This is a genomic window from Novosphingobium sp. MD-1 (assembly GCF_001014975.1).
Taxonomy (GTDB): Bacteria; Pseudomonadota; Alphaproteobacteria; order Sphingomonadales; family Sphingomonadaceae; genus Novosphingobium.
Genome location: NZ_BBXA01000026.1, coordinates 164,581 through 176,516, shown reverse-complemented (window position 1 = coordinate 176,516; position 11,936 = coordinate 164,581). Strand labels below are relative to the sequence as shown.

At 66.7% G+C, this 11,936-nt stretch carries 12 protein-coding genes; 10 read left to right on the top strand and 2 right to left on the bottom strand.

Annotated features, from left to right (window positions below; all coding sequences use genetic code 11):
• The first annotated feature begins 35 nt into the window (after positions 1–35).
• The 8 genes from NMD1_RS09415 (at position 36) to NMD1_RS09380 (ending at position 7,911) form a co-directional block, all read left to right on the top strand.
• Positions 36–1,325 (top strand): acyl-CoA dehydrogenase family protein, encoded by a 1,290-nt coding sequence (locus tag NMD1_RS09415; RefSeq protein WP_125954517.1) that lies wholly within the window; start codon positions 36–38, stop codon positions 1,323–1,325.
• Between the two features lie 123 nt (positions 1,326–1,448).
• Complete coding sequence (locus NMD1_RS09410) at positions 1,449–2,540, top strand: Zn-dependent alcohol dehydrogenase (RefSeq protein ID WP_125954516.1); 1,092 nt, start codon at positions 1,449–1,451, stop codon at positions 2,538–2,540.
• Complete coding sequence (locus NMD1_RS09405) at positions 2,537–3,616, top strand: phosphotransferase family protein (RefSeq protein ID WP_125954515.1); 1,080 nt, start codon at positions 2,537–2,539, stop codon at positions 3,614–3,616. Before NMD1_RS09410 ends, NMD1_RS09405 begins: the two co-directional genes overlap by 4 nt.
• A 115-nt stretch (positions 3,617–3,731) precedes the next feature.
• Complete coding sequence (locus NMD1_RS09400) at positions 3,732–3,878, top strand: lmo0937 family membrane protein (protein ID WP_124810178.1); 147 nt, start codon at positions 3,732–3,734, stop codon at positions 3,876–3,878.
• Between the two features lie 85 nt (positions 3,879–3,963).
• Complete coding sequence (locus NMD1_RS09395) at positions 3,964–5,169, top strand: hydrolase (RefSeq protein WP_125954514.1); 1,206 nt, start codon at positions 3,964–3,966, stop codon at positions 5,167–5,169.
• A gap of 5 nt (positions 5,170–5,174) precedes the next feature.
• Complete coding sequence (locus NMD1_RS09390; protein WP_125954513.1) at positions 5,175–6,188, top strand: arginine N-succinyltransferase; 1,014 nt, start codon at positions 5,175–5,177, stop codon at positions 6,186–6,188.
• 27 nt (positions 6,189–6,215) lie between these two features.
• Positions 6,216–7,481 (top strand): N-succinylarginine dihydrolase, encoded by a 1,266-nt coding sequence (locus tag NMD1_RS09385; protein WP_125954512.1) that lies wholly within the window; start codon positions 6,216–6,218, stop codon positions 7,479–7,481.
• A 199-nt stretch (positions 7,482–7,680) separates the two neighbouring features.
• Positions 7,681–7,911, top strand: coding sequence for a hypothetical protein (locus NMD1_RS09380; protein WP_125954511.1), 231 nt, complete (start codon positions 7,681–7,683; stop codon positions 7,909–7,911).
• 127 nt (positions 7,912–8,038) lie between these two features.
• Here NMD1_RS09380 and NMD1_RS09375 read toward each other — a convergent pair whose 3' ends face one another.
• Together NMD1_RS09375 and NMD1_RS09370 are read right to left on the bottom strand one after the other, a co-directional pair.
• Positions 8,039–8,512: a DUF3237 domain-containing protein gene (locus tag NMD1_RS09375; RefSeq protein ID WP_124810183.1), complete on the bottom strand. Its 474-nt coding sequence runs from the start codon at positions 8,510–8,512 to the stop codon at positions 8,039–8,041.
• On the bottom strand, positions 8,509–9,990 hold the full coding sequence (locus NMD1_RS09370; protein ID WP_125954510.1) for a carotenoid oxygenase family protein: 1,482 nt from the start codon (positions 9,988–9,990) through the stop codon (positions 8,509–8,511). The genes NMD1_RS09375 and NMD1_RS09370 overlap by 4 nt, the downstream gene beginning before the upstream one ends.
• A gap of 66 nt (positions 9,991–10,056) precedes the next feature.
• Between NMD1_RS09370 and NMD1_RS09365 the strand changes: the two genes are divergently transcribed.
• Together NMD1_RS09365 and NMD1_RS09360 are read left to right on the top strand one after the other, a co-directional pair.
• The gene (locus NMD1_RS09365) at positions 10,057–10,527 is read left to right on the top strand and encodes a MarR family winged helix-turn-helix transcriptional regulator (RefSeq protein ID WP_124810185.1); all 471 of its coding nucleotides are present in this window, start codon (positions 10,057–10,059) and stop codon (positions 10,525–10,527) included.
• Positions 10,528–10,587: 60 nt separating this feature from the next.
• On the top strand, positions 10,588–11,916 hold the full coding sequence (locus NMD1_RS09360) for an MFS transporter (protein ID WP_125954509.1): 1,329 nt from the start codon (positions 10,588–10,590) through the stop codon (positions 11,914–11,916).
• Positions 11,917–11,936: the final 20 nt, after the last annotated feature.

Sequence of the window (11,936 nt, the reverse complement as noted above, 5' to 3'; positions counted from 1 at the left end):
CCGGTGAATTCTTCCCGGACGCAAGGAGAGGACAGATGGATTTCGACCCCACAGAACGCCAGGTCTATTGGCGTGACCGCGTACGCCAGTTCATCGAGGACCGTGTCCGCCCGCGCAATGCCGAATTCAAGGCCGAGAAGAACAGCGGCGAACGCTGGAAAGTGATCCAGGTCCTTGAAGAGGAGAAGGCCCGCGCCAAGGCGCAGGGCATCTGGAACCTGTTCATGCCGCCGCAGTCGGGCCGCGCCCATGTGGACGACAGCTTCGCGTTCGAAGGCCCCGGCCTCACCAACCTCGAATACGCGCTCTGCGCCGAGGAAATGGGCCGCGTGGGCTGGGCCAGCGAAACCTTCAACTGCTCCGCGCCCGATACCGGCAACATGGAAGTGCTGCACCGCTATGGCACGCGCGACCAGAAGGAGGAATGGCTCAAGCCGCTGATGAACGGCGAAATCCGTTCCGCCTTCCTGATGACCGAACCGCAGGTCGCCTCGTCCGACGCCACCAACATCGAAACCTCGATCCGCCGCGAAGGCGATGAATACGTCATCAACGGGCGCAAGTGGTGGTCCTCGGGCGCGGGCGATCCGCGCTGCAAGATCGCCATCGTCATGGGCAAGACCGATTTCGAGGCGAAGCGCCACCAGCAACAGTCGATGGTGCTGATGCCGCTGGATGCGCCGGGCGTGACGATCGAGCGCTTCCTGCCGGTGTTCGGCTATGACGACGCGCCGCACGGCCACATGGAAATCCGGCTCGACAACGTGCGCATTCCGGCGTCGAACATCCTGCTGGGCGAAGGGCGCGGGTTCGAAATCGCGCAAGGGCGCCTCGGGCCGGGCCGCATCCACCACTGCATGCGCACGATCGGCGTGGCGGAAGAAGCCATCGCCAAGATGGCGAAGCGCCTGCAATCGCGCGTCGCCTTCGGCAAGCGCGTGTCCGAACATTCGATCTGGGAACAGCGCATCGCGCAGGCCCGCATCGACATCGACATGACCCGCCTGCTCTGCCTGAAGGCGGCGGACATGATGGACAAGGTGGGCAACAAGGCGGCCGCGCTGGAAATCGCGATGATCAAGGTGCAGGCCCCCAACATGGCGCTGCGCATCATCGACGACGCGATCCAGGCGCACGGCGGCGGCGGCGTGTCCGAAGACTTCGGCCTGGCCGAAAGCTATGCCCACATGCGCACGCTGCGGCTGGCGGACGGGCCCGACGAAGTCCACAACCGCGCCATCGCGCGCATCGAGTTCGCCCGCCACGCGGAAGGCCCGCAGGGCGATCGCGGCTTCAGCTCGGGCGATCTGGGCGTGGCGCGCTAGGCCTCTCTGGCGCCAACTCCCCCCTCCCGCACGCGGGAGGGGGTGGGGGTGGGCCGGTCGGGCGCTCCGCCGCAAACGCTCACCCTGCTCCGTCCCGATGGGGACCACAAAGGAAAAGCACACATGAAAGCCGCCATTCTCGAAAAGCCCGGCCAGCCGCTGGAAATCGACCGGCTCGCCATTGCCAAGCCCGGCCCGCATGAGGTGCTGATCCGCACGGCGGCCTGCGGCCTGTGCCATTCGGACCTCCATTTCATCGAGGGGACCTATCCCCACCCGCTGCCCGCCGTGCCGGGCCATGAAGCGGCCGGCATCGTCGAAGCGGTGGGCAGCGAAGTTCGCACCGTGAAGAAGGGCGACGCGGTCGTCACCTGCCTGTCCGCCTTCTGCGGGCACTGCGAGTTCTGCGTGACCGGCCGCATGGCGCTGTGCCTGGGCGGCGACACGCGGCGGGGCGCCGGCGAAGCGCCGCGCCTGACGCGGGCCAGCGACGGCAGCGCGGTCAACCAGATGCTCAACCTGTCCGCCTTCGCGGAAATGATGCTGGTGCACGAACATGCCTGCGTCGCGATCAATCCGGAGATGCCGCTCGATCGCGCGGCGGTGATCGGCTGCGCGGTGACCACCGGCGCCGGCGCGGTGTTCAACGCCTGCAAGGTGACGCCGGGCGAAACCGTGGCCGTGGTCGGCTGCGGCGGCGTGGGCCTTGCCACCGTCAACGCCGCGAAGATCGCCGGCGCCGGACGGATCATCGCCGCCGATCCGATGCCGGAAAAGCGGGAACTGGCGAAGAAGCTGGGCGCGACCGACGTGGTCGATGCGATGGCCCCCGATGCGGCCAAGCAGATCCTCGAACTGACCAAGGGCGGTGTCGATCACGCGATCGAGGCGGTGGGGCGGCCGGCTTCGGGCGAACTCGCGGTCAAGTCGCTGCGCCGGGGTGGCACCGCCACGATCCTGGGCATGATGCCGCTGAACCACGCGGTCGCCCTGCCGGCGATGGACCTGCTTTCGGGCAAGAAGCTGCAAGGCGCGATCATGGGCATGAACCGCTTCCCGGTGGACCTGCCGCGCCTGGTCGATTTCTACATGCGCGGCCTGCTCGATCTCGACACGATCATTGCCGAGCGCATTCCGCTGGAAGGGATCAACGAAGGCTTCGAGAAGATGAAGCAGGGCCATTCCGCCCGTTCGGTGATCGTGTTCGACCAATGAGCGAACCGGCCCCGATCGACGCCCAGGCCGCCTTTACCGGAACGGTCGTGCCCGAAGGGGCCGACCGGCTCGACGAAGCGCGCCTGACCGAATGGTTCGCGGCCAACGTGTCGGGCTTCCGGGGGCCGCTGACGGTGCGCAAGTTCAAGGGCGGGCAATCCAACCCGACCTACCGCATCGACGCGCCTTCGGGCAGCTACGTGCTGCGGCGCAAGCCGTTCGGCAAGCTGCTGCCCTCCGCGCACGCGGTCGATCGCGAACACCGCGTCCAGGCCGGGCTGGCCAAGACGGGCTTTCCCGTGGCGCCGCAATATGGCCTGTGCACCGACGATTCGGTGGTCGGATCGATGTTCTACGTCATGGGCATGGTCGAAGGCCGCACGATCTGGGATGGCGCCATGCCCGGCGCCACGCCCGATTTCCGCCGCCAGACCTATCATGCCATGATCGACACGCTGGCGGCGCTACACAGCGCGGACATCGAGGCGGCGGGGCTTTCGGATTTCGGCAAGCCCGGCAACTACTTCGGCCGGCAGGTCGATCGCTGGACCAAGCAGTACAAGCTGGCCGAAACCGAACACATGGACATGATGGAGCGGCTGATCGCATGGCTCCCCGCCACGCTGCCCGAACAGACGCGCACCTCGGTGGTCCACGGCGATTACCGCATCGACAACATGATCTTCGCGCCCACCGAGGCCCGCGTCGCCGCCGTGCTGGACTGGGAACTGTCCACGCTGGGTGATCCGCTGGCCGATTTCACCTATGTCGCGCTCGCCTGGGTGACCGAGAACGGCGGCCGGTCGGGCGTGATGGACCTTGATCGCAAGGCGCTGGGCATTCCCGAACTGGAAGAGATCGTCGAACGCTATTGCGCTGCCACCGGGCGCGATGGCGTGCCCGATCTGAACTGGTACTTCGCCTACAACTTCTTCCGCCTGGCCGGGATCATCCAGGGCATCAAGAAGCGCGTGATCGATGGCACCGCTTCCAGCGCCCATGCCCGGCAGATGTCGGAACGGGTCACGCCGCTCGCCGAAACGGCGTGGTCCTTCGCGGTCAAGGCGGGCGCCTGAACGTTACGTAACCAGGAACCAAAGCGGCGCTTCGGCGTAGATGGGCATCGAAACAGGAAAGCGCCGGGCGGCTCTCAGCAGACGACCCGGCAGCACCCGAAAAAGGATGCCAACCATGCTGATGACCATCGCCGTCGTGCTGCTCGTGCTGTGGCTGCTGGGCGTATTCGTGTTCAAGATCACCGCTGGCCTGATCCACCTGGTGCTGGTGGTGGCGATCGTCGTGGGTCTGTTCCAGCTGTTCACCGGTCGCAGAGCCTAGCCGGAGACTGAACCAATTGTAACCGGCACGGTCCTCTGCCAACGGGGGTTCACCCCGCCCGCGGCAGCGGCTACACCGGTTACATATGCAACAGCTTTCAGCGACAGAACGTGATCTCGTCGGCCGGTTCAATGCCGACGCCATGCTTTCGCAGGTGCAGGCGTGGAGCGCGGTCAACACCGGCACGCGCAATCTCGATGGTCTGGCGCGGCAGTGGGACCTGTTGGCCGGTGCCTTTTCCGATCTGCCGGGAGAAATCCGCAAGGTTGAACCCGCGCGCGTGACCGCCATCGCGGCGGACGGGCGCGAGGAAGAAGTGGGCCACGGCGCGCATTTCGTGCTCTCGGTCCGCCCACAGGCCGCGCGGCGCTATCTGCTGACCGGGCACATGGACACCGTGTTTCCGGCCACCCACGCCTTCCAGCAGCAGCGCTGGCTGGACGACGAGACGCTGAACGGCCCCGGCGTCGCCGACATGAAAGGCGGGATCGCGGTGATCCTGGCCGCGCTCGCCGCGTTCGAAACCAGCGTGGCGGCCGGCAACGTCGGCTACGACGTGATGATCAACTCGGACGAGGAGACCGGCAGCCTCGCCTCCGCCGCGCTGATCGCGGAACTGGCGCGCGGCAAGGCGGCGGCGCTGACCTATGAACCCTCTGCCTTGCCCGATGGCACGCTGGCCGGCGCGCGCGCGGGCAGCGGCAACTTTTCGCTGATCGTCACCGGCCGCTCCGCCCACGCCGGGCGCAATCCGCAGGACGGGCGCAACGCGATCGTCGCGGCCGCCGATCTCGCCCTGCGGCTCAAGCACATGGAAACGGCCACGCTTTCGGTCAATCCCGCGCGGATCGACGGCGGTTCGGCCAACAACGTGGTGCCCGATCACGCGGTGCTGCGCTTCAACATTCGCCCGCGCGCGGTGACCGATGCCGATCGCTTCGCCGTGGCGCTGCGCGGCCTGATCGCCGAGATCGAGCGCGAGCATGAAGTCTCCATCCACCTCCACGGCGGCCTCTCGCGCCCGCCCAAGCCGCTCGATCCCCCGGCCGAGGCGCTGTTCGGGCTGGTCCGCGATTGCGGCGCGGCGCTGGGGCAACCGATCCGCTGGCAAAGTTCGGGCGGGGTCTGCGATGGCAACAACATCGCCGCGCTGGGCGTGCCCGTGGTCGACACGATGGGCGTGCGCGGCGGCGCGATCCATTCGCCCGACGAATTCCTGATCGTATCCTCGCTGGCGGAACGCGCGGCCTTGTCCGCGCTGGTCCTTCACCGGCTTTCCGGAGGCAACTGACCGTCATGACGCACCGTATCCGCGCCGCCAGCGCGCAGGACCTCCAGCACTTGTACGAGATGGCCAAGCTGACCGGTGGCGGCTTCACCAACCTGCCGCCCGACCGCAAGGCGCTGCAGGCCAAGCTCGACCGCTCGGCCGAAGCCTATGGCACCGAGGAAACGGGCGGCGACGAGCTGTTCGTGCTGGTGCTGGAGGACATCGAGACCGGCGAAGTGCGCGGCACCGCGCAGCTCTTCACGCGCGTCGGTCTGCAGTGGCCGTTCTATTCCTATCGCATGGCCACGCTGACCCAGCATTCCAAGGAGCTGGGCCGCACCTTCCGCGCCGAAATGCTCAACCTCGTCACCGATCTCGAAGGGTCGAGCGAGGTCGGCGGGCTGTTCCTGCACCCGTCCGAGCGCGCGGGCGGCCTCGGCATGTTGCTGGCGCGCAGCCGCTACCTGTTCATCGCCATGCACCGCGCGCGCTTTTCCGACCGCATCCTGGCCGAATTGCGCGGCATCATCGACGAACGCGGCGGATCGCCTTTCTGGGATGGCGTGGCCGGGCGCTTCTTCGGCATGAGCTTCCAGGAAGCGGACTATTTCAACGCCATCAATGGCAACCAGTTCATCGCCGATCTGATGCCCAAGCACCCGGTCTATATCGCGATGCTGCCCGATTCGGCGCGCAGCGCGATCGGCCTGCCCCACCCTTCGGGCCGCGCCGCGATGCGCATGCTGGAAGGCGAAGGCTTTGCCAACGAAGGCTATTTCGACATCTTCGATGGCGGCCCGACGATGACCGCGCGCACCGACCGGGTGAAGTCGATCGCCGAGGCGCGCCATGTGAAAGTGGTACGGGTCTGCCCGCCCGACAATCCGAAGAAGGCGCTCGCCGCCACCGGCCACCTTTCCACCTTCCGTTGCACCTTCGCGGAAATCGGGGAGGATGGTGACGGGGTGACGCTCGATCCCATGGCCGCCGCCGCGCTGGACGTGCGCGAGGGCGATAGGATCTGGCATGTGGAACGCTAAGGCCGCGCGAACCGGACGGAGTCTCCTGTGAAACTGGTGGAAATCAACTTCGACGGCATCGTCGGCCCGAGCCACAACTACGCGGGGCTGAGCCTCGGCAACCTCGCCTCGGCCAGCCATGCCGGCGATGTCTCCTATCCGCGCGCCGCCGCGCTGCAGGGCGTGGCCAAGATGCGGCACAACCTGGCGCTGGGGCTGGCGCAGGGCTTTTTCGCGCCGCTGCCCCGGCCCAATTCCACGCTGGTGGAGGCCATGGGCCTGACCGCGATCGACGAAGGCGATCCGGTGCAGCGCCGGCTGCGCGCGGCGGCCTGGTCGGCCTCGTCGATGTGGACCGCCAACGCCGCCACGGTCAGCCCCGGCCCCGATACCGCCGACGGCCGGTGCCACCTGACCCCCGCCAACCTCGTGACAATGCTCCACCGCTCGCAGGAATGGCCGGACACCGCCCGCCAGCTCGCGCTCGCCTTTGCCGACACGGCGCATTTCGCGCTCCATGGTGCGGTTCCGTCGTGCTTCGGCGATGAAGGCGCGGCCAACCACATGCGCATGGCCGCGCGGCACGACGCGCCCGGCATCGAGATCTTCGTCTATGGCCGCACCGGCGGCGCGTTTCCGGCGCGCCAGCACGAACAGGCGAGCCGCGCCGTCGCCCGGCTGCACGGCCTCGATCCCGAACGCGCGCTGTTCATCGAACAGGCGCCCGAGGCGATCGCCGCCGGCGCCTTCCACAACGACGTGGTCGCCGTCGCCAACGAACGCGTGCTGTTCACCCACGAACAGGCCTTCGCCGACCCCGAGGGCGCCTATGCCGCGATCCGCGCGAAACTGCCCGAGGCGGAGATCGTGATCGTGCCCGCCGCCGCCGTGAGCCTGGCCGACGCGATCCGCAGCTATCTGTTCAACGCGCAGTTGCTGACACTGCCCGATGGCGACATGGGCCTGGTAATCCCGCTGGAAGCCTGGGAAAATCCCGCCGTGCGCGGCTGGCTGGACGGGATGCTGGCCGGCAACGGCCCGATCCGCCGCGTGCTGCCGGTGGACGTGCGGCAATCGATGGCCAACGGTGGCGGTCCCGCCTGCCTGCGGCTGCGCGTGGTGGCCGATCCCGCCACGGTCGATCCGCGCTTCCTGCTGGACGAGGCGAAGGCCGATCGGATCGAGGCCCTCATCGCCCGGCTCTGGCCCGAACAGATCGATCCGGCCGATCTCGGCTCCGAAACGCTTGCCACCACGGTGCGAGCGGCGCGCGCGGGCCTGCTCGATGCGCTGGACCTTGGTGCGCTGGCCTGACGCCACAGCGGGATCACTCCCACATTGGAACATCGGGACCCGCAGATTTCCTTACCTGTCGCCGCGTTTTACAGTTACCATCCAGTTAACCTTGCCCTTTCCCGGAAATCCGGGGCTGGCACGATGATTGCTGACTGGTGGTTGTAAAATGGCGCCGGCCGTCCCCGCAGAGAAGGACGCAGCGGCGCAGGGGATAACAATGTTCGGAAAGCTCGGTCGCCTTTTCGTCATCAAGACTCGCTTTGAGGCCTGCGCCATCATCTATGCGCTGGCGCTGGGCGCGGTCGAGCGCGGGCAGGTTTACCTGTCGGTCTATCCCGGCTTCGGCGGCAAGCTGCTGTTCCTGGCCTGCACCGCCGCCGTGTTCATGGCAGGGTCGAAGATTTTCGACTGCCTGCGGCACGAACAGGCCGGCCGGCTCCGGCTTTAGAACCAGGCGGTTCCACCCCGGCATCGTCAGTGCGAGCGCAGCGGAGCAATCCAGAGTTCCACGTGCCGCTCGGGATTGCCGCGGGGCTGCGCCCCTCGCCATGACGATGTAACCAACGCATTCGCTGCTACAGCACGCGCCAGACCCACAGCTTGATGCCCAGCGGGAAGCGCGCGCCCGAACAGATGAAGATCGAGCGGTTCATCCATTCATACCGGCCCTTGGGCGCGATGAATTCCGGCACCGTGCGGAAATAGTACTCCGCCGGATCGACCGCGTCTCCGGCGGCGAGCCGCTGCATCACCTCGGGCGGGCCGTGGCGCAGGCCACGGTTGCGGATCTGGATGACCACGCCGTCGTCGGTCTCCAGTGCATAGATCGCGTCGGCCACCGTCACTCCGTCGGGGCGGGTCAGTTGCCAGTCCGCCGCGTTGCCAACCAGCTTTCCGCTGATCAGCGGCCCTTCCACGCGTCCGCCACCCACGATCGGAATGATCCGCCGCGTCCCGTCATAGGTTTCGCCGATCGGGCGCGGCGGTTCGAGATCGCCCGTGGCCTCGTAGACGAATTCGAGGCCGGGCGGGCTTACCGGCGGATTCACGCGGCCTCCGCTTCCAGCAGGCCGATCTCCTCGGCATTGGCCCAGTTACCGTGCAGGCCGAAGCGCAGGCGGATGGGGACGTGGATCGTGGCGATCGGCCCCTTCTCGATATCGAGCGCGTCGAAGATCAGCAGATCGCTGCGCTGTTCCTCCAGCCGGTTGCAGACCTGCACGATCCAGCCATCGCCTTCGGGCGCGTTTTTGGCGCGCGGGACGAACGCCGGCTCCTGCAGGCTGCTGACCGGGCCGCACCACCAGTGCTGTTCGGCACCGGTCTCGAAGTCCTTGAGGAACAGGCAGTTCATCAGCAACCCGCCGGCACTGCCGCCGCGCAGCTCGACCGGTCGCTTCATGTCCATTTCCAGCCCCCAGCCATAGCGCGTCTTGCGGCCGGTGAAGCGGTCGTCGATGCGCGGAAACTCGCTGGCGGTATCGGTCAGCGGACGGATTTCGGCGAAATCCTCGCTGTTGGAGGCCATATCGACCACCCAGTCGGTCAGCCGGCTCATCGCCTCCATCCCGTTGAACGGCGCACCGTGGACATCGGGGAAGAACGGGAACATGTTGTTCTTGGCCTCGGGCACGATGAAGTGGATCTTCGTGCCTTCCTGCCAGGCGTTCAGCACGTGGCTGGCGAAGCAGTTATCGCGCTTGAACCAGCGGATGTCGGCGTCGGTCACGCCATCGCGGCGGGGGATGATTCCCAGATAGACCGGCAGCGTCGTATCGAATCCGAAGTGCGGCTTGCCCTGTTCCAGCCGTTCCCAGCTGCCGATCGAGGGCACGATGTGCAGCACCAGGTAATCCTCGGTAATGCCGAAGTCGTGCATCATGCAGTAATAGGGCACCTTGAACCAGATCTCGCGCACCAGTTCGCCCGTCGGGCTGACTTCCATGTAGGTCACGTCGTCGGTGCACAGGCCCGATGCGGCATAGCCGATCGCCACCATGTTGCCGCTCGCCGGGTCCACCTTGGGATGCGCGGTGAAGGTCTGCCCGGTCATCTTGCCGCCGAACTTCTCGAAGCCGAAGCTTTCCATCGTCGCCGGGTCCATGACCAGCGCGGGGCTGTCCTCCTTCATCGCCCACAGCTTGCCGCCGAAGATGAAGGCGTTGGTGTTGGCGGTGGAGCGGATCTCGCCCTTCACGCTCTCGTCATCGGTCAGCGGGTTGCGATAGGCGCCGAACAGCGCCTTTCCGGCCTCGTTCTCCAGCTTCCACTTGTCCGTCTTCGCCCAGCGCTGGCGGAAATCGCACTGGCCGTCATGGATGTGGAACCGGGTGATCATGCCGTCGCCGTTGAAGGCGATGTCGTCGCCCAGCCGCGGCGGAAATTGCGGGTCGGGCTGGACGCGGTAGAAAGCGCCGTTTAACTCCTGCGGGATCGTGCCATCGTGGGCCAGATCGGCGATATCCGCCTCCACCCGCGACGGCGTGTTGAAGCCCGTGAAACTCGGGGTTTTTGGAAATTCGGCCATGACATCCTCCTTGTGATATTTGTATGCGACACTAACAAATAAGCAAGGGGCATCGGGGGTGGATCATTGATCAAGGACAAATTCGAGGACGCGATTGCGCCGGCCGACCCGGAATCCGGTGATATCGGCGCGATCAACGATATCCTGGGGTTCCACATCCGCCTGGCCCACGGCGCCTGCCTGCGCCACTTTACCGAGACGTTCACCGATCTCGATCTGACGCAGAAGCAGGTTTCCGTGTTGTGGCTGGTCGATGACCACCCCGGCATCGCCCAGACCGATCTGGCGCAGCGCCTGCGCATGGACCGCGCCACGACAATGGCGATCATCAACCGGCTTCAGGCCAAGCACCTCCTGCGCCGCGACCGTTCGCCGAAGGACGGGCGCAAGCAGGCGCTCTATCTGGAGCCGGCCGGCAACGAGATGCTGGCCAGCGCCAAGCGCGCGATCGGTGAGCACGAAGCATGGGTCAAAAGCCGCTTTAGCGATCGCGAAGTGAAGATCCTGCTGGAATTGCTGGCGCGCATTCATGAATGAGTTATAGGAAATAACAGTTTCGCCGCCGGCAGGGACCGATCTGGCGCGAAGGGGAGAGTGATGGCCGATTCGAGCACCGATCCACGCAGCATCCTCGACGATGCCCCGATGACCGCGCGGCAGTGGATCGCGGTTGTCATCACGATCTTCCTCAACGCGCTGGACGGCTTCGACGTGCTCTCGAGCGCCTTCGCTGGCCCCGGCATCAAGAAGGAATGGCACCTCGCGCCCGACGGGCTGGGCGCGGTGCTGTCGATGGAACTGATCGGCATGGGCCTCGGCTCGCTGCTGCTCGGCGGCGCGGCCGACCGCTTCGGCCGGCGCCGGACCACGCTGGCCTGCCTGCTGCTGATGGTAGTGGGCATGTTCATGGCGACCACCGCCACGTCGCCGGTCGGCCTTTCGATCTGGCGCATCATCACCGGCCTCGGCATCGGCGGGATGCTGGCCGCGATCAACGCGATCGCCTTCGAACTGTCCAGCCGCAAGGCGCGCAGCATGGCGATGTCGCTGATGGTCATCGGCTATCCGCTGGGCGCGTTCCTGGGCGGCCTCGTCGCGGCGCAGCTGCTGAAAGCGCACGACTGGCGTTCGGTGTTCCTGTTCGGCGGGACGATGACGGCCATCTGCCTGCCGCTGGTCTGGTTCCTCGTGCCCGAAACGCCGGCGTGGCTGATGCGCGCCCGGCCCGCCGGCGCGCTGGAGAAGATCAACCGCGCGTTGGCCGCGCTGCGCCAGCCGGCGATCGGCGCGCTGCCGCCGCCGGCGCCGAACGAACAGAAGGCCAGCCTGGCCGACATCTTCAGCCCCGCGCTGCGCAAGGCCACGCTGATCCTCTCGCTCGGCTATGCCGCGCACGCACTGACGTTCTACTACATCCTCAAGATGACGCCCTCGATCATGTCCGATCCCCAGTTCGCCGGACAGAACTTCACCCAGGCGCAAGGCGCAGGGGTGCTGGCCTATGCCAACCTCGGCGGCGCGATCGGCGGGGCGGCGTTCGGCTGGTTCATGCACCGTTTCGGGATCAAGCAGGCGACGCTGGTGGCGCTGGCGCTGTCGGTGCTGCTGGTCGCGCGCTTCGGCTTCGGCGCCAACAGTCTGATGGGCTGGACCCTGGCCGTGGTCTCGGTCGGCCTGTTCACCAATTCGGCGATCGTCGGCTTCTATACCGCTTTCGCCGCCGTCTATCCCACCCACGTCAAGGCCACCGGCACCGGCTTCGCGCTCAGCATCGGCCGCGCGGGTGCAGCGCTTTCGCCTTATCTCGCGGGCACGTTGTTCAAGGCCCAGCTGGGGCTGATGACGGTTTCGGTGATCATGGCCACCGGTTCGCTGCTCGCGCTCGCGCTGATGCTGTTCCTGCCGCTGCGGCGCGACCAGCACTGATCGCGGCCGCGGGCAGGCCC

Bases quoted from the DNA above. Each gene is read 5' to 3' on its own strand.
- NMD1_RS09395 (WP_125954514.1), top strand. From the start codon at position 3,964: ATGCAACAGCTTTCAGCGACAGAACGTGATCTCGTCGGCCGGTTCAAT.
- NMD1_RS09390 (WP_125954513.1), top strand. From the start codon at position 5,175: ATGACGCACCGTATCCGCGCCGCCAGCGCGCAGGACCTCCAGCACTTG.
- NMD1_RS09380 (WP_125954511.1), top strand. From the start codon at position 7,681: ATGTTCGGAAAGCTCGGTCGCCTTTTCGTCATCAAGACTCGCTTTGAG.
- NMD1_RS09400 (WP_124810178.1), top strand. From the start codon at position 3,732: ATGCTGATGACCATCGCCGTCGTGCTGCTCGTGCTGTGGCTGCTGGGC.
- NMD1_RS09415 (WP_125954517.1), top strand. From the start codon at position 36: ATGGATTTCGACCCCACAGAACGCCAGGTCTATTGGCGTGACCGCGTA.
- NMD1_RS09405 (WP_125954515.1), top strand. From the start codon at position 2,537: ATGAGCGAACCGGCCCCGATCGACGCCCAGGCCGCCTTTACCGGAACG.
- NMD1_RS09370 (WP_125954510.1), bottom strand. From the start codon at position 9,990: ATGGCCGAATTTCCAAAAACCCCGAGTTTCACGGGCTTCAACACGCCG.
- NMD1_RS09410 (WP_125954516.1), top strand. From the start codon at position 1,449: ATGAAAGCCGCCATTCTCGAAAAGCCCGGCCAGCCGCTGGAAATCGAC.
- NMD1_RS09360 (WP_125954509.1), top strand. From the start codon at position 10,588: ATGGCCGATTCGAGCACCGATCCACGCAGCATCCTCGACGATGCCCCG.